Origin of the sequence: Dietzia sp. SL131, from assembly GCF_026672565.1 — a bacterium.
Lineage (GTDB): Bacteria > Actinomycetota > Actinomycetes > Mycobacteriales > Mycobacteriaceae > Dietzia > Dietzia kunjamensis.
Map to the genome: position 1 here is coordinate 17,709 of NZ_JAPPRI010000003.1, position 20,230 is coordinate 37,938.

At 72.1% G+C, this 20,230-nt stretch carries 18 protein-coding genes and 1 tRNA gene; 4 read left to right on the forward strand and 15 right to left on the reverse strand.

Annotation, left to right across the window (positions count from 1 at the left end; translation table 11 throughout):
• Positions 1–28 precede the first annotated feature (28 nt).
• Positions 29–181 (reverse strand): hypothetical protein, encoded by a 153-nt coding sequence (locus tag OVA21_RS00745; protein ID WP_007628348.1) that lies wholly within the window; start codon positions 179–181, stop codon positions 29–31.
• 4 nt (positions 182–185) lie between these two features.
• Positions 186–1,172, reverse strand: a complete 987-nt coding sequence (locus OVA21_RS00750) for a class E sortase (protein ID WP_442778913.1) — start codon at positions 1,170–1,172, stop codon at positions 186–188.
• A gap of 83 nt (positions 1,173–1,255) precedes the next feature.
• Between OVA21_RS00750 and OVA21_RS00755 the strand changes: the two genes are divergently transcribed.
• Positions 1,256–2,929, forward strand: a complete 1,674-nt coding sequence (locus tag OVA21_RS00755) for a hypothetical protein (RefSeq protein WP_227022415.1) — start codon at positions 1,256–1,258, stop codon at positions 2,927–2,929.
• A 312-nt stretch (positions 2,930–3,241) separates the two neighbouring features.
• Here OVA21_RS00755 and OVA21_RS00760 read toward each other — a convergent pair whose 3' ends face one another.
• Complete coding sequence (locus OVA21_RS00760; RefSeq protein ID WP_067716215.1) at positions 3,242–4,096, reverse strand: universal stress protein; 855 nt, start codon at positions 4,094–4,096, stop codon at positions 3,242–3,244.
• Positions 4,097–4,307: 211 nt separating this feature from the next.
• On the opposite strand from OVA21_RS00760, the gene OVA21_RS00765 reads away from it, so the two are divergent.
• Complete coding sequence (locus OVA21_RS00765) at positions 4,308–4,748, forward strand: Fur family transcriptional regulator (RefSeq protein ID WP_268091563.1); 441 nt, start codon at positions 4,308–4,310, stop codon at positions 4,746–4,748.
• A gap of 69 nt (positions 4,749–4,817) precedes the next feature.
• Positions 4,818–6,344 (forward strand): catalase, encoded by a 1,527-nt coding sequence (locus OVA21_RS00770; RefSeq protein WP_082923904.1) that lies wholly within the window; start codon positions 4,818–4,820, stop codon positions 6,342–6,344.
• A gap of 118 nt (positions 6,345–6,462) precedes the next feature.
• Here the strand turns inward: OVA21_RS00770 and OVA21_RS00775 are convergent, their stop codons facing one another.
• The 10 genes from OVA21_RS00775 to OVA21_RS00820 form a co-directional block, all read right to left on the reverse strand.
• A complete protein-coding gene (locus OVA21_RS00775) occupies positions 6,463–7,524 on the reverse strand; it encodes a phosphotransferase family protein (protein ID WP_268091564.1) in 1,062 nt (353 codons plus the stop codon).
• Positions 7,517–8,644, reverse strand: a complete 1,128-nt coding sequence (locus tag OVA21_RS00780; RefSeq protein WP_268091565.1) for a TIGR03857 family LLM class F420-dependent oxidoreductase — start codon at positions 8,642–8,644, stop codon at positions 7,517–7,519. The genes OVA21_RS00775 and OVA21_RS00780 overlap by 8 nt, the downstream gene beginning before the upstream one ends.
• Positions 8,645–8,814: 170 nt before the next feature.
• Positions 8,815–10,200: a magnesium transporter gene (gene mgtE, locus OVA21_RS00785; protein WP_119193381.1), complete on the reverse strand. Its 1,386-nt coding sequence runs from the start codon at positions 10,198–10,200 to the stop codon at positions 8,815–8,817.
• Positions 10,197–10,553, reverse strand: a complete 357-nt coding sequence (locus OVA21_RS00790; RefSeq protein WP_067716225.1) for a cation:proton antiporter — start codon at positions 10,551–10,553, stop codon at positions 10,197–10,199. The genes mgtE and OVA21_RS00790 overlap by 4 nt, the downstream gene beginning before the upstream one ends.
• Before the next feature lie 5 nt (positions 10,554–10,558).
• On the reverse strand, positions 10,559–10,831 hold the full coding sequence (locus tag OVA21_RS00795) for a monovalent cation/H+ antiporter complex subunit F (RefSeq protein WP_067716228.1): 273 nt from the start codon (positions 10,829–10,831) through the stop codon (positions 10,559–10,561).
• Positions 10,828–11,160 (reverse strand): Na+/H+ antiporter subunit E, encoded by a 333-nt coding sequence (locus tag OVA21_RS00800; RefSeq protein ID WP_069390351.1) that lies wholly within the window; start codon positions 11,158–11,160, stop codon positions 10,828–10,830. The genes OVA21_RS00795 and OVA21_RS00800 overlap by 4 nt, the downstream gene beginning before the upstream one ends.
• Positions 11,157–12,749, reverse strand: coding sequence for a proton-conducting transporter transmembrane domain-containing protein (locus tag OVA21_RS00805; protein WP_268091566.1), 1,593 nt, complete (start codon positions 12,747–12,749; stop codon positions 11,157–11,159). The genes OVA21_RS00800 and OVA21_RS00805 overlap by 4 nt, the downstream gene beginning before the upstream one ends.
• Positions 12,746–13,078, reverse strand: coding sequence for a sodium:proton antiporter (locus OVA21_RS00810; protein WP_067716236.1), 333 nt, complete (start codon positions 13,076–13,078; stop codon positions 12,746–12,748). Before OVA21_RS00810 ends, OVA21_RS00805 begins: the two co-directional genes overlap by 4 nt.
• On the reverse strand, positions 13,075–14,199 hold the full coding sequence (gene mbhE / locus OVA21_RS00815; protein ID WP_268091567.1) for a hydrogen gas-evolving membrane-bound hydrogenase subunit E: 1,125 nt from the start codon (positions 14,197–14,199) through the stop codon (positions 13,075–13,077). The genes OVA21_RS00810 and mbhE overlap by 4 nt, the downstream gene beginning before the upstream one ends.
• Before the next feature lie 92 nt (positions 14,200–14,291).
• Entirely contained in the window at positions 14,292–16,148 is a 1,857-nt protein-coding gene (locus tag OVA21_RS00820; protein WP_268091568.1) for a proton-conducting transporter transmembrane domain-containing protein, read from the reverse strand.
• A 137-nt stretch (positions 16,149–16,285) separates the two neighbouring features.
• Between OVA21_RS00820 and OVA21_RS00825 the strand changes: the two genes are divergently transcribed.
• A complete protein-coding gene (locus OVA21_RS00825; RefSeq protein ID WP_268091569.1) occupies positions 16,286–17,743 on the forward strand; it encodes a hypothetical protein in 1,458 nt (485 codons plus the stop codon).
• 111 nt (positions 17,744–17,854) lie between these two features.
• On the opposite strand, the gene OVA21_RS00830 is transcribed toward OVA21_RS00825, so the two are convergent.
• Together OVA21_RS00830 and OVA21_RS00835 are read right to left on the reverse strand one after the other, a co-directional pair.
• Positions 17,855–19,948: an acyl-CoA dehydrogenase family protein gene (locus OVA21_RS00830; RefSeq protein ID WP_067716244.1), complete on the reverse strand. Its 2,094-nt coding sequence runs from the start codon at positions 19,946–19,948 to the stop codon at positions 17,855–17,857.
• 160 nt (positions 19,949–20,108) lie between these two features.
• A tRNA-Pro gene (locus OVA21_RS00835) sits at positions 20,109–20,182 on the reverse strand.
• Between the last annotated feature and the right edge of the window lie 48 nt (positions 20,183–20,230).

Sequence of the window (20,230 nt, forward strand, 5' to 3'; positions counted from 1 at the left end):
GGTCACGGCGACTGCGCGGCGGTTCTGTCTATACGGTGACGTCGGTGTGCGGCAGCTGCTGCGCCACCCACGGGAATACGACCTCCATGAGCAGCAGGAACACGGCCGCCAGCAGGATGAGGACGAGCGCGACCCTGACCGGCCGCGGGCCGGGCAGGGATCGCCACAGGTAGGCGTACATCGGCTCACTCCTCCAGGGCGGCCGGGCGGCCGTCGGTCTTCGCGGTGGTCTCCACGAGGGCGGCGTGCACGATGAGCCGCTCGGCGTTGGAGTACATCGGGTGGCAGGTGGTCAGGGTGAGCAGGCGCTCGGGGGCCTCGGTCGCGTCGTCCGCGCCCGCCGCGCCCGCTGCGCCCGCTGCGCCCGCTGCGCCCGCTGCGCCCGCTGCGCCCGCCTCGCCCTCTGCGCCTGCCGCACCGGGCACCGGGGCGATCACCTCGACCGCGTCGGGGGTCGTGATGTGCCGGCCCGCGACGTGGGCGTAGTCGCCGACGGCGACGCGGTCGGTCTGCCGCGGGGTGAGGCACTCGCGGGCGGCCGCGAGCCGATCCGCGCCCCCGGGCTGCACCGGCAGGAGCCGGTAGGTCTGCCACTGCGTCTCGGTCTCGATGACGATCGCGTCGCACGAGTCCAGCCGGTCGAGGTGCTCGAAGACGGCGCCGGAGCCGTTGCGGTGGCCCGCGAGCGCGGCGTTGCCCGGTTCGCCGGGCAGCTGGGTCCCGGGGTAGTGGCCCGGCCCGGTGCGCAGGTCCTCGGCGCGCGTCCCCTCCACCACCGCGTAGACCGCGTCTGGGCCGAGCGTCGGCAGGTGGATCCGGGCGAAGGGGTCGCCGAGCGTCGGCACGGGCGGCGGGACCGGATCGCGGGCGGGCCGACCGGCGGCGTCGGGGCCACTCGCGTCGGGGACGGGGCCGTCGCTCCACTTCTCCTCGAGCCCGGCGGCGGCCTCCGCCTGCAGTCGCCCGGAGGCGAGGTTCGTCCAGAACGCCTCGTAGAACACGTACAGCAGCAGTACCACGCCCACGGTGAGCAGCAGTTCGCCGAGGATCTGGCCGACGCCCGGCGCGCGGCGGGGCTTGCCGGGCTCGCGGCGGGAGTCGCCGGCTGCGCTGCGGGCCGGTGTGCGCGACGGGGCGGGGGTCGGCTCATCCGCTCGACCACCCCGGTGCAAGCCCGTGCCTCGGCGCCACGATGGAATGGTCTCACGACGGGATCCGGGGACACCGCAGCGCCGGCGGTGATGGAATCAACCCCATGCGCTCGATGAGACGGAAGCACCCGGCGGCCGCGGTCCGGGTTGCCCGGAGGGTCTCGGCCGCCCGGGCGGTCACGGCTGCGGCGTTGGTCGTCGGCCTCGGCACCGGCGCGGCCCTGCTGCCCGCCCCTGCCACCGCGCAAGCACCGTCGACGCTTGCCGTCGCCGCGCCGCAGGCGGCCTCCCCGCCCGGGCTCGGCCCCGCGGGCACGGCCACCGTCCACGGTGACGCGGCCTCGACCGACACCCTGCCCGGCCGCGGTCCCGGCACGAACCCGGCAGTCGCGTCAGCACTCACCGGAGCCACCTGCTCGACCGTCTTCGTCGGCACCGACGGCTTCCCGGTCGCCCTGTGCACCTCGTACGTCGGACTCGCCCCGCCCACCCCGCTCGCGCCGACGGTCAAGTTGTTCCATCCCGACACCGCGGCAGTGCTGGCGGAGGTGCAGTTGGCCAAGGGGGCGCTGCTCGGCGGGGTCTACGGATACCTCGACGAGCAGGACCGGGTGGTGGTCGCGGACGGCAACCGCAGGCTGTTGGCCGTCGGGCACGAACGCACCGACGCCGGCCCGTGGCGCATGACGGTCGACGTCCTGGCCGATCTCTCCCGGGCCGTCCCGGCCGGTGACGCGGTCACCGGCCTCATGCCCGCCTTCGACGGGCGGGTGTGGTTCGCCACCTCCGGCGGGGTGGTGGGGACCGTGCGGCCCGGGGGCGACGACGACGAGCTCCGCAGTCTCGCCCTGCCGGCAGGGGAGAAGATCACCAACGGGCTGACGGTCCGGCCCGGCGGCGCGTCGGTGATCACCACCCGCGCCCTCTACGAGATCGACAGCTCCGAGGACGGGACCCCCAGCGTGCGCTGGCGGCGCGGCTACGCGGTGGGGCAGGCGCGGAAACCGGGCCTGCTCGCGCACGGGTCGGGGACCACGCCCACCTACTTCGGGCCCGGTGACTCGCTCGTGGCGATCACCGACGACGCCGAGCACCCCGAGCTGATCGTCCTGCGTCGCGACGACGGGTCGCAGGTGTGCCGGATGCCCGCGTTCGCCACGACCCTGCGGCCCGACTCGGCCGCCGCCGACGGGGTCCTCATCGACGGGCCCGCGGGCACCGAGAACTCGATCATCGCGACCGGAAACGCGCTGGTGCTGGTCAACACGTACGGGTTCGAATACCCGCCGTTCGCCGTCGACGGTCCCGCGGTGCCCTCGTCGGCTCCGTACACGGGTGGGATGACCCGAATCGACGTGCGGGCCGACGGGGCCGGGGGACCGGACGGCGTCAGCGTCGGCGTCGGCGCCGGAGACGACGCGTGCTCGCGTGCGTGGACCTCGCTGGCCCGGACGGCGTCCCTGCCCAAGCTCACCACCGGCGACGGGCAGATCCACGCGCTGGCCTACGGCCCGCCCCGCGTGCTGTCCGCGCCCGGCTCCGCGACCGACCCGGGGCTCGCCTCGGCGCTCGATCAGGGGCTCGCGCAGAAGTTCGGGCCCGTCGACGTGACCTCGACCGACGTGGAGACCGGCCGCGAGGTGGCCCGCAGCTTCCTCGGCCACGCCCCGCTGGACGAACCGATGGAGCTCACCGGCACCATCGCCTCCCGCGGCGACGCGCCCGGCGTGAAGTGGCAACCCACCCTCACGCGCATGCTCCGCATCGGCCCCGCCTGACGCCGATCGCGCGACCGCTGCAACGCACGCCCGCCCACCCGCGCCGAACTGTCTTCCCGCCCACCCGCGCACCCGCGCACCCGCCGACAAGCCGACCCTGCCGCCGACAAGCCGACCCTGCCGCCGACAAGAGGAAAACGCGCGGCCGCTCTCGGGCGATACACGCGAAATCCTCTTGTCGGCGGGTGGGGGCAGGCGGTGCGCGGGTCAGGCGCGCGGGTCAGGCGGTGCGTGGGTCAGGTGGTGGGTGGGGTCAGCCGGTGCGTGGGTCAGGCGCGCGAATCAGGCGGTGGGTGGGTCAGGCGGCGGGGGTCAGTCGGCGGGGCGGACGACCGCGACCGCGCACGGCGCTGTCTGGAGCAGGCGGCGGCTGACCGACCCGAGCAGCAATCCGGCGAATCCGCCGTGGCCACGCGAGCCGGTGACCAGCAGTGACGCCCCCGTGGCCTCGTCAGCGACCGTGACGGCGGGCTCGCCGACGACGAGGATGAGCTCGACGCTGACCTCCGGGTGGCGGGCCTCGTGCGGGGCGAGGGAGTCGAGGATGTCCTTCTCGTCCTCGGCGAGCACGCTCTCGGCCAGCTGATCGAGGTCGAACAGTGACGTGCCCGGCAATCTGGGCACCTCCACCGAGTGCACGGCGCGCAGGGTGACACCCCGGCGCTCGGCCTCGGCGAACGCGAACGCCACGGCGGGGTCACTCGCCGCCGAACCGTCGGCGGCCAGGACGACCGGGCCCCCGGTGGGGCTCTCGGGCGTCCGCGGGGTGATGACGAGGACCGGGCAGGTCGCGTGCTCGACGACGCCGGCGGAGGTCGACCCCATCGCGAAGTCCTCGCGCGCGGTGAGGCCGCGGCTGCCCACGACGATCGCCGAGGCGTCGCGGCCGACCCCGACCAGCGCGCTGACGGGACTGTCCGCGATCACCCGGTGGGTGGTCGGCACGTCGGCGGTGAGGTCGGCGAGCTGGTCGCGCATCGCGCCCTCGACGTTCGCGCGGGCGGTCTCGTCGAACGCCACGACGCGGCCCACCGCCCGGTCGGCGGAGATCACCTCGAGTGACGTGCCGTGGTCGCGGGCCCAGGCGGCCGCCCAGGCCACGGCTCTGCGGGCGTCACGCGAACCGTCGTACCCGCACACGACCGGTCCGGTGGTGGTCTCCGACATGGGTTCCTCCTGCAGGTTCGGGGGCACGCGGTCAGGGCCGCCGCGGTGCGGTGACGGCGATCCGGGGTCCGGGTCCAGCCTAGTCGCAGCCCGTTGGCGGTCGCCCGTGCCCCGCGGACCCCGGACGCGTGCCGGGTCGGCCGATGGGATTCCTAGAACAGAGCCCCTCGTTTTCTGGACCTATTCCAGAAAGTGGGCTAGGGTGATGCCCATGACGACAGCAACCGAGGACCAGGGGGCAGTGCTCCGCGATGCCGGGCTGAGGGTCACTTCGCCGCGGCTGGCGGTCCTCGCCGTCGTCGCCGGTCGTCCCCACATCGCGGCGGAGGACGTCGCGACTCTCGTCAGGGAACGGCTGGGCGCGGTGTCCACGCAGACCGTCTACGACGCGCTGCGCGTGTGCACCGACGTCGGCCTCATGCGCCGCATCGAACCCGCCGGCTCCCCGGCGCTGTACGAGCGACGGACGGGGGACAACCACCACCACCTCGTGTGCCGGACGTGCGGGCGCATCGAGGACGTCGAATGCGCGGTCGGACACGCCCGCTGCCTCACCGCCGACCGGGACCACGGCTTCGAGATCGACGAAGCAGAGGTCAACTACTGGGGAACTTGCCCCGAATGCCAGGCAGGGCAGGCCTCGCTTGTCTGATACTGAGGTCTGGACCACACCACTACTCCGCACCTTCTACTCCACACCCCATCTCGAGGAGCAACTGACGTGACCATTCATCCCGCAGACCGCGGCGTGCGCGACTTCCAGCCGAACTCCCACACCACCACCGACAGTGGCCAGCCCGTCCCGCACGACGAGTTCAGCGCCCAGGTCGGCCCGCAGGGTCCGCAGCCGATCCACGACTTCCACCTCATCGAGAAGCTCGCCCACTTCAACCGCGAGAACGTCCCGGAGCGCCTGCCCCACGCCAAGGGCTCGGGCGCGTTCGGCGAGTTCGAGACCACCGAGGACATCTCGGACATCACCTGCGCCGGCCTGTTCCAGAAGGGCGTCAAGACCCCGATGCTCGCCCGCTTCTCCACCGTCGCCGGTGAGAAGGGCAGCCCGGACACCTGGCGCGACCCGCGTGGCTTCGCCCTGAAGTTCTACACCGAAGAGGGCAACTACGACATGGTCGGCAACAACACGCCGATCTTCTTCATCCGCGATGCGATGAAGTTCCCGGACTTCATCCACTCGCAGCGCCGCAAGAACGCCTCCGGCCTGCGCAACCACGCCATGCAGTGGGACTTCTGGACCCTGAGCCCCGAGTCCACCCACCAGGTGACCTGGCTCATGGGCGACCGCGGCATCCCCAAGACCTGGCGCCACATGGACGGGTTCGGCTCGCACACCTACCAGTTCATCAACGCCGCCGGCGTCCGCCACTGGGTCAAGTTCCACTTCAAGACCAACCAGGGCATCGACTTCCTCACGCAGGCCGAGGCCGACAAGTTGGCCGGCGAGAACGCCGACTACCACCGTCAGGACCTGTTCGAGTCCATCAAGAACGGTGACTTCCCGTCCTGGGACCTTCACGTCCAGGTCATGCCGGTCGACGAGGCGGACGGGTACAAGTACAACCCCTTCGACCTCACCAAGACGTGGTCGCAGAAGGACTACCCGCTGCGCAAGGTCGGCACCATGACGCTGAACCGCAACCCGCAGAACCACCACGCGCAGATCGAGCAGGCCGCGTTCGCGCCGACCAACATCGTCAAGGGCATCGGCTTCTCGCCCGACAAGATGCTGCTCGGCCGCGTCTTCGCCTACCCGGACATCCAGCGCTACCGCATCGGCGCCAACTACCAGCAGGTGCCGGTCAACCGTCCGCTGTCTCCGGTGAACTCCTACTCCAAGGAGGGCGCCATGCAGTACGAGTACCCGCACCCCGCGCAGGCCGAGTACCACCCCAACTCACTGGGTGGTCCGACCGCCGACGCGTCCAAGGCGTTCGACATCGGCGCCTGGGACACCAAGGGCTCGGACATCCACCGCGGCGACGTGAGCCCGCACGCCGAGGACACCGACTCGGTCCAGGCCTCCATCCTGTACCGCGAGGTCCTCGACGACGCCGCCCGCGAGCGGCTGGCGGCCAACATCGCCGGTCACGTCTCGGCGATCGACCCGTCGGAGACCGAGCTGCTCGACCGCGTCTACGCCTACTGGGCCGCCGTCGACCAGGGCCTCTGCGAGGCCGTCAAGGCCGGCGTCGAGGCGAGCCCCCGCGGCAACCACACGCTGCAGGAGTGACACCCCGGTAGCCGGCCAGTAGCCGGCCGACATCCGCTACTCCCCCTACGGATTCGCTACTCCGATTGGACTAGCGAATCCGGGGGCGGGGTAGCGGATTTCGTTGTGTCGTCGTCGGTCAACCGGCCCGGGCCACCGCCAGCGCGTCGTGATCCGCGATGGCGCGGCACGCCCGCCGCATCAGCAGGGCGAACATCTCGTCACCCCGATCCGTCCGGGTGCCGTACATCCAGCCGAAGATCCCCAGCACCGGCGTCTGCAGCAGGCCGTAGGCGTAGTCGTCCCAACAGGCGTCGGCGGAATAGTCGGTGACACCGTGACCCAGCAGGGCCCGGTGGTAGTCCGCCACGATGTCGCGCTCGGCGGCCCGCCGGTCGTCCACGGTGAGGCTCGAACCGAGGAATCCGCCCAGGTCACGCCCGGGCAGGCCCACCGCGAGCGTCTGCCAGTCGCAGGCCAGCGAGGGACGGTTCCCGGCCGGGTCCACCAGCATGTTGTCGGCCCGGTAGTCGGCGTGCAGGAGCGCGAACCGCTCGGCCCGCCCGTTGGCCCACCGGGCGATCAGCGGGGCGATCTCCGCCATGATGCGGCGCTCGTCGTCGTCGAGTCTTCCCCCGAGTTCGGAGAGGAACGCCTCCAGCGCCGGCCCGCCGAGCTCCTGGAGAGTGACGTTGTCCTCGACCGTCGGCGCCGCGAGGCCCTTGATGCTCCGGAGCGTGGGGTCGCACCAGCGCGGGCCGTGGAGTCCCGCGAGGTTGACGGCGCAGTCGCGGGCCTGGTCGATCGTCAGCCCGGCGAGCTGGTCGCCCTGGACGAGCGGGGTGACGTCGTCGAGGATGAGCGTGAACTCGCCCTCCCGCTCGCCGAGTGCGGCGAACCGGACCCGCGGGACCCGCACGGCCACGGTCGGCGCGAGGTCACGATAGAACAGCACCTCGGTCCGGTACACGCCGTGCAACAGCGGCCGCATGCCCTCGTCGGGGTTCGGCAGTTTCACGAACAGCGTCGGCGGGAGCCCGTCGCCGTCGACGTGGGCGAGCAGGCCGCATCCGATCTGACCGGTGCCGACCAGCTCCGTCCGCACCGACCGGACCTCGGTGCCCAGGGCCTGCGACAGCCACGGCGCGGTGACCTCCTCCGGCGTACAGACCACCTGCGGGTTCGACGCGACACTAGTCATGACGGGAGATCCTTCCGGGATTGGGCTCGAGGTGGGCGAAGCGGTCGGGGTCCCGGCGCCCGCGCCACTCGGTGAGCACCGGGGCGAGCTCGTCGGGAGTGGCACCGTGCAGGACCACCGAGTCGGCGCCGAGCGCGAGCTGGCCCTCGATCCGGTCGGCGCACTGCGCGGCGCTGCCGACGGCGGCCGTGGCGAGCCACGCGTCGGGCAGGACCTCGCGGGCGTGGCGCAGGAGGTCGAGATCGTCGGTGGCGTCGAGCGCGCCGGAATGGGAGGACAGTCGCTCGTCCGCGCGGAACGCCTCGAGCTCCGCCCGGTCCCACCCGTTCACCCGCACCAGGACATCGCCGTAGCCGGTGAGGTAGGTGGCCAATCGCCCGACGAGCTTGCGCAACCGGGCCGTCTCGTCGAGCGAGTCCTCGATGGTCGCCATCACCGACCAGATCCGCACGCCCGCGGGGTCGCGGCCGGCCTGCTCCGCGGACTCCCGGACCAGGCGGACGCAGCGCTGCACCGCCGCATCCGACATGAAGGTGTGGAGCACGACGCCGTCGGCGATCCGCCCGGCCAACCGCAGCTGGTTGTCGCCCATCGCCATCATCAGCACCGGGATGTCCTCGTCGAACGACGCGTCCTGCATCAGGTACGGGTAGCTGCCGGCCGGGCCGTCGTGACCGACCACCGCCCCGCCGCCCCACAGCGTGCGATAGATGCCGATCGCGTCCTCGAGCTGCGCCGACGTCACGTGTGGCAGGCCCATGATGTCGAAGAGCAGGGGGATGCCCCGGCCCAGTCCGAAGGCGTAGCGCCCGCCGGACATCCGGTGCAGGGTCGTCGCCATGGTCGCGGTCACCAGCGGGTGGCGGGTGTTGTGGTTGGTCGCGGCGGTGCCCACTCCGATCCGGGAGGTCGCCGCCACCGCCGCGCCCGCCATCACCGCGGCGTCCTTGAGCGCGAACCTCTCGGACAGCAGGATGGACCCCAGGCCCAGCTCCTCGGCCCGCGCGGCTTCGGCGATGAGATCCGCCGGGGAGGCGCTGTGTCCGGCCAGCCCGTAGCAGGCGAGCTCGGGCATGAGGGCGGGGGGAGCGGCAGGCGGTCGGGCGGCGTCGTCGGCCATGGGCACCTTCGGGGCGAGGGACTCCGGACGAACCGGATGTGACATGTGTCACCGTAACGCCACGTGGTGTCCGGCAGCGGCGGTTCCCGCGCTCCGTCGGCACGGTCGCCCTACGGTGTCGCGGGTCGGCGTCGCACCGCAGCGCACCGCAGCACACCGGGGAGTTCGGCCTACAGGCCCAGGACCGCCCGCGCGATGAGGAAGTAGACGATCAACCCGGTGGCGTCGACGAACGTCGTGATGAACGGGTTGGAGAAGACGGCCGGGTCGGCGCGGACGGCCTGCGCGAGGAGCGGCATCAGACCGCCCACGGTCGCCGCGACGGTGCACAACACCAGCAGCGTCAACCCGATCACGAGTCCCAGATCGGTGCCGTAGATCAGTCCCGCGGCCAGCGCCCCGACCCCGCCGAGGACCAGACCCAGCGTGAACCCCGTCCGCACCTCCTGGGCCAGTACGCGCAGCCCATCCCGGGGACGCACGTCCCCCAGCGCGAGCGCGCGGGTCACCGTGGTGGCCGCCTGGTTTCCGGTGTTGCCGCCGGTGCCGATGATGAGCGGCACGAACAGTGACAGTGCCACCACCTGCTCGATCGTCCCCTCGAACACCTCGAGCACCTGGACGGTGAGCGCGGCGCCGAGGGCGAGGACCAGCAGCCACACCACGCGCGACCGCACCAGCGATCGCACCGGGGTCGCGAGGTAGGGCGCGCGCAGCGGTTCCGCACCACCGGCGCGCGCGGTGTCCTCGGTCTCGGCGTCCTCGAGGACCCGCAGGGCGTCGTCGAACGTGAGGATCCCGACCAGCCGGCCCTCGTCGTCGACGACCGGCATCACGATGAGGCGCTCCTCCGCTGACCTTCGCGCGGCGGTCTCGGCGGATTCGCGTGCCCGCGCGGTGATCGCGTCGTTCATCAGGTCGCGGACCGGTGTCCCCGGCTCGGCGCGCATGATCGCGCGCAGGCCCACGATCCCCACCAGGCGACGCTGGTCGTCGGTCACCGGGATGCCGTAGATCGTCTCGGCCTCGTCGATCCGCTGGCGCACACGGTCGAGGGTCTCGCCGGCGGTGACGTCGGGGTGGGTGGAGATGAACTCCGGGCTCATCCGCCGACCGACCGAGCCGACCGGGTAGTCGAGCACCGCTGCGGTGAGGGCCTGCTCGTCGTGGTCGAGTTCCCGCATGAGCCGGGTGGCCACGCGCGCCGGGAGTTCGTCGATCAGCCCGGCCCGGTCGTCGGGGTCGAGGTCGGTGAAGATCTGGCTGACGCGGTCCGTGTGCAGCGCGCGGATCAGCTCGGACTGCAGCGGCGGGTCGAGGGCCTCGAAGACCACCAGCGCGGTGCCCTTGGACAGCAACCGGAACAGCACGGCCCGGTCCTTGGCGCCGCTGCGCTCGAGGACGTCGACGATCAGCCAGGGCGGCATCTCCTCGACCATGTCGGAGGCCGTGCGCAGGTCACCGCTGTCGATCAGGGAATCGATCCGTCGGGCGGCGTCGGCCGGATCACGCAGGGTCTGGTCCCGGCCGTCGCGCGCGTCACCCGGCCCGGTCATGTCCCGGTCTCCTCGGCGATGTCGTCATACGCGGTCAACGGGTCGAGTCTGCCGTCTGCCCGGTAGGCGGCGCGGGCGAGCGTCATGGAGGCGACCGTCGTCACCACCACCGTCGCTCCCAGGGCCACCAACGCCATGAGCAGCTGCGCCCAGGAGAACCCGGATCTCAGCTCGTGCCCGTAGGCCGAGAAGATGAACAGCATCATCCCCAGGCCGGTCGCCACGGACAGGATGTTGATCCGGGTCAGCGCGTCGCCGGCCCGGGACATGGTCACAGCGGCCACCAGGAAGCACAGCGACCCGAGCAGCGCCAGTACACCGATCACCAGGTCCGCGATCATCGAGCCCTCCATCCCCGTCACCGCTGTCCTCGGGAGAGCAACCGCGCGAGGGCGACGGTCGAGAGCACACCGATGAGCGATCCGAGCATCACCACGTCCAGTGCCACCGCAGATCCCTGACGGATCACGAACAGCACGAACAGTGCCACCGCGCAGAAGTAACTCAGATCGGCCATGACGGCACGGTTGGCATCGCCCGGTCCGCGTACCGCGCGGACCGCCGCCACCACCATGCTCGCGACGACGATCACGGTCGACACGGCCAGCAGCACCGTCAGCAGCGGGCTCATTCGTCTTCACCTCGCAGAACGGACAGCACCCGGTCCTCGGTCCGACCGAGCAACTCGATCATCTCCTGACGGGGCCCGCCGAGCACGACGTGGACCCACATCTCGTCATCACCGATGACCGTCACCAGTGTCCCCGGCGTGACGGTGATCGCCCAGGCCAGGGCCGTGATCTCCACGTCGGTGCGGCAGCGCATGGGATAGCGCACCAGCACCGGGGTGCCGATCGGACCGGGTGTGACGGCCTCCTTGGCCAGGGCCACCGACGACAGCACGACGTTCCACAGCAACCATCCCAGGACGACCGGGGCGCGGAGTACCCGGCGGATCACGAGCGTCCCCCGATCGTCGAGTCGGTCATCGCATCGGGGCCGTCGAGCACGGCCGAGACGTACGCGTCGGTGTCGACGAGGCCGGCCACCGCCCGGTCCACCTCCGGGGCGATCGCCCCGAACCCCAGGAAGATGGCCACCGACAGGGCCGCGAGTACGCCCCCGGGCACGAGCAGGCGCGCCGGCACGCGCGGAGACGGGCGAACGTCGTTGTCGTCGTCGTCATCGTCGTCGCCGTGCTCGTCAACCCACTGCTGGCGCTCGTCGCTGTCACCGTCGTCATCGCCGGGACGGGGCGCGGGTCCGCCCCACATGATGCCGCGCCACAACCGGAGCATGGCCACGAGCCCGATGAGGGAGGAGACCAGGACGACGACGACGGTGGCGACTCCCCATGCGCCACCCGTCCCCAGGGCGGCGGTCACGACCTCGAGTTTGCCGGTCAGCCCCGAGGTGGGCGGCAGTCCGACGAGGGCCGCGATGGCGAGCACCAGCAGCACCCCTAGCGGACGTTCGCGGTACCAGAGGCCCGACAGCCCAGCCAGCTGTCCGCTGCGGTAGACGTGCTCGGCGGCACCGATCAGCATCACGAGCGCCCCGATGGTGACCATGTGGTGGATCATGTAGACGATCGCACCGCCGGGGGCCTGCGCGACCGCCAGCGCGGCGAGGATGACGCCGACCCCGGAGACCATCTGCCAGGCGAGGATCTCGCGGGCGCCGACGGGGGACGCCGAGGCGACGGCACCCCACAGCGCGGTCACCAGCGCCACGACCAACAGGACGCGGCCCCATGCCGGATCGAGGTCGAAGGCGGTGGCCCAGATCCGGATGACCGCGTAGAGAGCCACCTTGGTGTGCAGCGCGGAGAACAGCGCCATGACCCCGGCGGAGGTGCCGGGGTAGGCGCGGGGCAGCCACCCGTGGACGGGTACGGCGCCGGCCTTGATGCACAGGGCCATGAGCACCACACCCAGGGCGGCGGCGACCCGGCCGTCCTCCTGTGCCGCTCCCGCGAGCACGGCGAGGTTGACGCTTCCGGCGGTGCCGTACACGAAGCCGACGCCCGCGAGCAGCAGCGTGGAGGTGAGGAGGTTGATCACGACGAACAACCGGCCCACGCCGAGGCGGCGCCACGTGCCCGTCATGGCGATGAGCGCGTACGAGGGCAGCAGCATGACCTCGACGAAGACGAAGAGGTTGAACAGGTCGCCGGTGAGCAGGGCGCCGTTGGCGCCGGCGAGCAGCAGCAGGGCCAGCGGGGCGAAGTAGCGGCTCCGGCCGAACTCGCCGGTCTGGTCACAGAACACCAGGGACATCAACGCCACCACACCGGTGGTGACCAGCATGAGCGCGGCGAACGAGTCGGAGACGAAGGGGATCGCGACGCCCGGCACGAAGCCGCCCACCGAGGCGGCGATCACCGGTTCGGACCGGTGCAGTACGAGGAGCACGAGCCCGGCGACCGCCGTGGCCGCCGGGACCGCCAGCGCCACGAGACGGCCGGCCTGCCGGGACGGCAGGATCGCCGTGACGGCGGCGGCCATCACGGGAATGGCTGCCAGCAGGGGCAGGAGCAGGGCGGTCACGACGCGTACTCCTCACCGGTGGGCGGGACGTTGTGGGTGTCGTCGTCGCGGCTCACCACGGCGAGCGAGAGCATGAACACGGTCACCGCGAGCGTGATGACGATCGCGGTGAGGACGAACGCCTGGGGGAGCGGGTCGGCGGACACGTCGACTGCGTTGACGTCGGCGAGTGGCTCGGCCCGCCAGGCCGCCACGCCGGCGCTGAGCAACGTGAGGTTGACCGCGTGGCTGATGAGCGCGAGACCGAACACGACACGGACCATGCCGCGCTGCATCATCAGGTAGACGCCGCCCGCGGTGAGGACGCCGATCATGATCGCGATGGTCACCGGGCGACCTCCTCGTCGGTTCCGCGACGAGTCCCCGGGGTGCCCCCGGTTACGCCGGTGTCGGCCCCACCACCGGTCTTCCGCGGGCCCGACCTGCGGCGGCCGGTGTCCGGCGCGTCGGGGCCGGAGACGACCTCTGCGGGGGCGCGGCCCGCGCCGAGCGTGTTGAACGCGGTCATGACCAGTCCGAGGACGCCGGCGTAGACCCCGAGGTCGAAGATGAGGGCACTGGAGAGGCGCTGGCCCAGGAAGTACCCTTGGGCGGGCTGGAGGAACTGCCCGAGCGCGTAGCCGCCGATCCCGGTGAGTCCGGCGACAACCAGCCCCCCGCCGATGAGCGCGACCGGGGTGGAGGGTCGGCTCACGGGGCGATCCGACTCGCGGGCCAGGTAGACCAGCGCGAATGCGCACGCCGCGACCAGGGCGGCGATGAAACCGCCGCCGGGCTCGTTGTGGCCACGCCACAGCAGCATCACGGAGACCACGGCGAGGACCGGCGTCACGCCCCGTGCGAGCAGCTTCAACGGCACGGTGTTGCGGGCGGCGTCCTCCAACGCCTCCGCGGCCGTGCCGGTGCTCTTCGCGGAACCGGGCAGGGTCTCGCGGACGGACTCGGGATCCATGGTCTGGGCGGTGGCCCGGACCGAGCCGAGGACGCCGAGGATCGCGATGCCGGCCACGCCGAGCACGGCCACCTCGCCGAAGGTGTCGAGAGCGCGGAACTCCACGAGGATCGTGTTGACGATGTTGCTCCCGCCGGTGATCTCGGGGCCGTTCTCCAGCAGGTACACGCCGATCGGGGAGCGTTCCCGGCGCCCGGTGAAGACCAGCACACCGATGGTGGTTGTGATGCCGGTGAGGACGGCTAGCACGATGGCGGCGGTGTTCCTCGGGCGGGAGGCGGTGATGAAGTCGCGGGGCAACCGCCTCAGGACGAGCACGAACATGATGATCGTGAGCGCCTCGACCAGCAGCTGGGTCAGTCCGACGTCGGGCGCGCCGAGGCCGAAGATCTGGATGGTCACGGCGATCCCGACGGCCGACAGCAGCACCGCGGCCGACAGGCGCGAGCGCGTGACGCACAGCCCCAGCACGCCCACCACGACCACGAGGAGCAACACGACGTCGATCGCGTTCTCGAGCCCGCCGACGCGCGGGGGGATCTCACTGCCCGTCGCCAGTGCCCAGCCGCCGATCCCGACCGCGTAGACGCTCAGGACCGCCAGCAGGGCGCCGGCGTGCCGGGCGGGGAGTCCGACGCGGTGGGACGGACCAGCGCGCGGCCGGCGCGCGTGGCCGCCGACGTCAGGCCCTCGAGGACGGAGGCGCCCGTGAAGGGCAGCAGCTCCCGGTCGAGTGCGCGGTCGATCGGCGTGCGCTTCCAGGCCAGCAGGGCACCGACGACGAGGATCAGGGCGGTGAGCCCGACCTCGAGGGTCAGCCCGTGCCACAGGACGAAGTGGGCCTCGTAGGTCAGGTCGTCGATCGTCCCGGCGGGAGCGGTGCCGTAGACGACGGCGGTGCCCGGTTCGTTCGGGGGCCAGCCGAACGAACCGGCCGCGGCCTCGGCGACCGCGGACATCGGCACGTCGAAGACCCAGACCACGAGCGCCAGCGGCAACCCGATCGCGGCGGGCAGGGCCGCGGGCAGCCAGAGCCGGACCGGTGCCTCGTGGACCTCGTCCGGGTCGGCCGCCGTCCGGGCCGGGTCGCGGTAGACGCCGAGGAAGCCGCCCAGCACGATCCGGGCGCAGTAGAGGAAGGTGAGGATCGCCCCGATCACGGCGGCGGTCAGCAGGGCGGTCACCGCCACCGTGTTCCCGCCGGCGACGTCGCCGAACGCGATGAGCATGGACTCCTTGGACACGAAGCCCAGGGTGGGCGGCACGGCGGCCATGGCGCCCGCGCCGAGCACGGTGGCGCCGAACGTCCACGGCATGCGGCGCCACAGCGGGCCGAGGTCGCGGATGTCGCGGGCCCCCGCCTCGTGGTCGACCACGCCGACCAGCATGAACAGCCCAGACTTGAACAGGGCGTGGGCGACGGTGTGCAGTGCGGCGGCGGCGAGCGCCTCCTGCGTCCCCACGCCGATCGCCGCGGTGATCCACCCCAGCTGGCTCACGGTGGAATAGGCCATGAGCTGCTTGAGGTCGGTCTTCTGCAGGGCGAACACGGCCGCCATCACGGCGGTTCCCATGCCCACGGACACGAGCAGTGCGTTCCACACCGGCACGTCGTGGAAGGCCGGGGAGAACCGCATGAACAGGAAGATCCCGGCCTTGACCACGGCCGCGGCGTGCAGGTACGCGCTCACCGGGGTCGCCGCCGCCATCGCGTCCGGCAGCCAGAAGTGGAACGGGAACTGGGCGGACTTGGTGAACGCGGCCACCGCCACGGCGACCGCGATCGCTGCGGTGAAGCCGGGGTCGGTGGACCACACGTCGTGCGCGAGGGCCTCCGAGATGGAGGTGGTGTCGGTGCGCAACCACATGGCCACGAGCGCGCCCAGCAGCACGAGGCCACCGACGACGGTCACCGTGAGGGTGCGCAGCGCGGCGGCGTAGGCGGGGCGGCCCGAGTTGGCGATCAACGCGAACGACGCCAGGGACGTGAGCTCCCAGCACACGTAGAGCAGCACCATCGAGTCCGTGAGGACGAGCCCCAGCATGGAGACCGTGAACAGGGTCATGAGCTGGTAGAAGCCGTAGTGCTGTGGGCGCCGCCCGCGGGCGTGCCGACGCCCGTGCCCGTGGTCACCGCCGCCGGAGAGATACGACGACGAATAGATCAACACGATCGCGCCGATCACCAACGCGAGCATCGCGAAGAGCAGGCCCGTGGGGTCCGCGAACAGGTCCAGGGTCCAGTCGCGGGCGGGCACCCAGGGGATGCGTACGACCTCGGTGGGCCTCCCCGACAGGGCCAGCGAGAGCGGCCACAGGAGCGCGGACGCCCCCAGTAGGTAGAGCGCCGCGAGCGGCCATCCCGCGCCCCGGCCCAACCACCGTGTGAGCGGCCATGCGAGCAGGGTGGCCAGACCTGCAGCAGCGATCGCGAGGACGGGGCTCATGGCTCCTTCCTGCGCGGCAGCGGGTGGCGAGGGGTGCGAAGGTTTCCACGGAAGTTTATCAACAGCCACGGACACCGATGCGGGGGCATGCCGAGTGACCTGCGGGAACACCGGTTCCAGGGGGCTACGATCCGGCCATGACCTCCTCGGACGCCCCCTCTGAGACCTCGCCGCACACCGACATCCTGCCCGTCACCGACCCCGGCACCTCCCCTCGATCAGACCCCCCGGACGCGCCGGACGCCCCGGGCCACGAGGTCGGCGCCGCCCGCGGGGGACCCGCGCGGCGGCTGCTGGGCCTGGCGCTGATCGTCCTGCCCCTCGTCCTGGCCGCACTGTGGGCGGTGGTCGGGCCGACCCCCCAGCAGGAGGACGCCGCCCCCGGCGCCGGCGGGCCCCTGCGTTCGGCGCTGGCGGAGGCGTCGGCCAACTCGTCGTTCACGGTCGCCGGAGCGGAGCAGTTGCGCTCCGGGACAACCGAACTCGCCGACGGCGCCGGGCAGCTGCGCGACGGCTCCGTGGAGCTGGCCACGGGCATGGAGCAGTTGCAGGCGGGGATGGGGCAGGCCGGATCCGGGGCCGAGGAGGTCGCGGGCGGCGTCCGTCAGGTCGTGGGTGCGGTCCGCGGGGTCGCCGTGATCCAGGGGCAGGTCTCCACCGCGATCGAGGACGCCCTGTCGCGGCTGCAGGGCGACGCCCCGGAGGTCGTCCAGGCGCGCAACGCCCTGACCGGGCTCCGCGACCAGCTGGCCACCCAGGGCCTCGACCAGAACACGCTGAGCAACCTCGACCAGCTCGACTCCGGCGCGGCGGAACTCGCCCGCCAACTCTCCGCCCCGGGCGCCGAGCTGCGCGACGGCGTCTACTCCGCCACCCGTGGCGCCCGCGAACTCGCCGGCGGCGCGGGCGAGCTCGCCACGGGAGCCGACACGCTCCGCGACGGTGCGGCCAGCGTCGCCGACTCCGCCGGCCGCACCCAGGAGTCCATCGGCAAGACCGGGCGGGCCCTGGCCGTCGAGCAGGGCGACGCCGGGCTGGAGGCCGCCGCGGCCGCCGACGACTCCGAGCGCCGCACCTCCGCCGGGATCCTCGGCGTCGCCGCCGCAGCGATGCTCGGAGCACTGCTCGTCCAGCTCGTCCGCCGGCCCGGCTCGTCGATCGCGGAGTCGGTTCTCGCGCTGACCCTGCTCACCGCGGGCCTGTCCGCGTGGGCGCTGGCCACCGCCGACGGCCCCACCGCGGGCGGGGCTACTGCCGCCGTGGCTCTCGTCGCCCTCGTCGTCGTCGCCTCCTCCGCCCTGTGGCGCGCACTCGTCGCGGTGCTCGGCCCGTGGCCCGGTCGGATCACGGCGGTGATCCTCGCCGCCGCGTCGGCCGGCGCGGCGTGGTGGGTGTGGGTCGCCGGCGGTGCGCCCTCGGCGATCGTCACCGTCACCTCGGCGACCACGACCAGGCAGGCCACCGCGGCGCTCGACGCCGTGCTCCTGTCCGGGCCCGCCTCCGTCGCCTGGACCGGCGCGGCGGTCCTGCTGGCGGTCGCGGTGTTCTCGCTTCTGGCGGTGATCGTCGCCGGGCGGCCCCGCGCCCGCCGGTAGACGTCGCGCCGAGGCGGACCCGCTCCCGCGCCGACGAGAAGAGCGTTCCGCACGCCTCCCTCTCGGGAAACGTGTGCGGAACGCTCTTCGGGATGAAGGGGTCGCGCGAGGTCAGTCGGCCAGGCCGACGACCTCGTGTTCGTCGGAGGGCTCGTCGGTGATCGCGTCCACGCCGCCGTCGGTGAGCATGGGGACGCTGAAGACGAACTCGGGGATCGCGAAGGCGTCGACCAGCGTGCGCGCCCGGCCGGCCAACTTGGTGCAGAGACGGTTGCGGGCCGCGGTGGCCGCCTTCGTCCGCTCGGTCGTCAGACGGTTGTGCTCGAGGAACCAGCCCTTGTCGCCGTCCACGATGTCGAGCACGTACAGGTCGCACAACATCCCGAGGACCTCCCTGGCCTCCGGGTCCTCGCAGGCCTCCACGGCCTCGGCGAAGCGGGCGAACACCCAGCTGTCCATGTGGGCGCGACCGGCCTGCAGGAGATGATCCTGCGCCGAGTTGAAGACCTTGAACGCCGCCGAACCGTCCTGGCCCTGCGCCTTGCGCAGCCGTCGCGCGACCGTCTCCAGCAGGTGCTCCTCGCGGTCGACGAGGAGCTGGAGCTGGTTGCCGCGATCGAGCAGGTCGGTGTGCTCGCGGTCCGTCACGGCGTCGACGAGCTTCTGCCACAGGGTGGAGGCGCGGGCCTTCTCCTGCACCACGTCGACGGCCGTGCTCAGCGCGAACGCGACGGTCTCGCGCTGGTCCATGTCGCCGAAGTCCGCGGCGTAGGAGCTCAGGAGCTCCTTGCCCACCAACTGGGTGAGCACCACGTTGTCGCCCTCGAAGGTCGAGAAGACGTCGCAGTCCTTGCGCATCTCCGTGAGCAGGTTCTCCGCCATGTAGCCGGCGCCGCCGCAGGCCAGGCGGGCCTCGATGATCGTGTCGTTGGCGAACGCCGTGACCGAGGCCTTGATGCCCGCGGCGTGGGTCTCCATCTCGCGGCGACGGACCTCGTCGAAGGCCTCCGGGTTCTTCTCGAACTCGTCCAGTTCGAGGATGATGGCGTTCTGGGCGCACGCGAACGCGTACGCGCGGGCGACCCGTGGCATGAGCCGACGCTGGTGCTCGCGGTACTCCAGCAGCGGGATGCCCTTGCCGGTCTCCGGGTGGTCGAACTGCCGGCGGACCAGCGAGTACCGCACGGCCAGCGCCAGCGCGGTGCGCGCGGACGCGCCCGCCGCCGCTCCCACCGACACCCGACCGCGGATGAGCGTGCCGAGCATGGTGAAGAATCGGGCGCCCACCGAATCGATGGGGGAGGAGTACTCCCCGTCGGCGTCGACGGCGCCGAAGCGGTCGAGCAGCGCCTCCCGCGGGACCCGCACGTCGTCGAACCAGATCTTGCCGTTGTCCACGCCCGCGAGGCCGCCCTTGGGGCCGTGGTCGGAGGTGCGCACCCCCGGCAGGTCGTTACCGGCCTCGTCGCGGATCGGCACGAGCAGGCAGTGGACACCGTGGCGGAGTTCCCCGCCGTCGTCCGCGGTCGTGATCAGCTGGGCGAACACGGCGGCCATCCGGCCGTCGCGGGCGGCGTTGCCGATGTAGGCCTTCTCCGCACTGGGCGTGGGGGTGTTGACGACGAACTCGCCGGTCTCACGATCGAACGTCGCCGTCGTCTCCAGGTTCTGCACGTCCGAGCCGCCGCCGACCTCGGTCATGGCGAAGCAGCCGAGCAGGTCCAGGGACATGACGTCCGGCAGGTACTTCTTACGGGTCTCGGAGTCGCCGAGGTTGGCGATCGCGCCGCCGAACAGGCCCCACTGGACGCCGGCCTTGACCATGAGGGACAGGTCGAGGTGGCCGAGCATCTCGAAGGACGTCAACGCCCCGCCGGTGTCACCGGTCCCACCGTCCTCCTCGCGGAACCCCAGCTTGGGCATCCCGGAGTCGGCCAGGCGCTGGAGCTGCGCCAGTACATGGTCGCGATGCTCCTCCATGCCCAGCCCGATCGGGTTGAGCATGTCCGGGGTCATGGCCTCGCGCGTGAACTCGCGGGCATCGGCCCAGGTCCCGTCGAGGACCTTCTGCAGCGAGGCCGCGAGGACCGCGTCCCCCGCCCCGGTGGTGGTGATGCGGCCGTAGTTCGGGTGCACGGCCGGGCCGGTCCCGGGTGCACTGTCCCCTGCGGCGGCGGCGTTCTGGACGTCGGTCTCGGAGGTCATGACACGACTCTACGGAGAGTCCGCGCCGCTGTGCACCGGAAGAGCGGCCCCACGTCGGCGGCACCACGGCAGGGGGAACCCGAGGGCACGGCACGAACTGGCCGAGGGCACGAAAAGACCGAGGGCCCGGATCACCGACGTGATCCGGGCCCTCGCATTGTCGGGGTGGCGGGATTTGAACCCACGGCCTCTTCGTCCCGAACGAAGCGCGCTACCAAGCTGCGCCACACCCCGGTCGACAACGAGGGATACTCTAGCGCCCCGCCGCCGGAATCGCGAAAC

Coding starts and splice junctions, on each gene's coding strand:
- OVA21_RS00745 (WP_007628348.1), bottom strand. CDS start 181: ATGTACGCCTACCTGTGGCGATCCCTGCCCGGCCCGCGGCCGGTCAGG.
- OVA21_RS00755 (WP_227022415.1), top strand. CDS start 1,256: ATGCGCTCGATGAGACGGAAGCACCCGGCGGCCGCGGTCCGGGTTGCC.
- OVA21_RS00760 (WP_067716215.1), bottom strand. CDS start 4,096: ATGTCGGAGACCACCACCGGACCGGTCGTGTGCGGGTACGACGGTTCG.
- OVA21_RS00765 (WP_268091563.1), top strand. CDS start 4,308: ATGACGACAGCAACCGAGGACCAGGGGGCAGTGCTCCGCGATGCCGGG.
- OVA21_RS00775 (WP_268091564.1), bottom strand. CDS start 7,524: ATGACTAGTGTCGCGTCGAACCCGCAGGTGGTCTGTACGCCGGAGGAG.
- OVA21_RS00780 (WP_268091565.1), bottom strand. CDS start 8,644: ATGGCCGACGACGCCGCCCGACCGCCTGCCGCTCCCCCCGCCCTCATG.
- mgtE (WP_119193381.1), bottom strand. CDS start 10,200: ATGACCGGGCCGGGTGACGCGCGCGACGGCCGGGACCAGACCCTGCGT.
- OVA21_RS00790 (WP_067716225.1), bottom strand. CDS start 10,553: ATGGAGGGCTCGATGATCGCGGACCTGGTGATCGGTGTACTGGCGCTG.
- OVA21_RS00795 (WP_067716228.1), bottom strand. CDS start 10,831: ATGAGCCCGCTGCTGACGGTGCTGCTGGCCGTGTCGACCGTGATCGTC.
- OVA21_RS00820 (WP_268091568.1), bottom strand. CDS start 16,148: ATGAGCCCCGTCCTCGCGATCGCTGCTGCAGGTCTGGCCACCCTGCTC.
- OVA21_RS00825 (WP_268091569.1), top strand. CDS start 16,286: ATGACCTCCTCGGACGCCCCCTCTGAGACCTCGCCGCACACCGACATC.
- OVA21_RS00830 (WP_067716244.1), bottom strand. CDS start 19,948: ATGACCTCCGAGACCGACGTCCAGAACGCCGCCGCCGCAGGGGACAGT.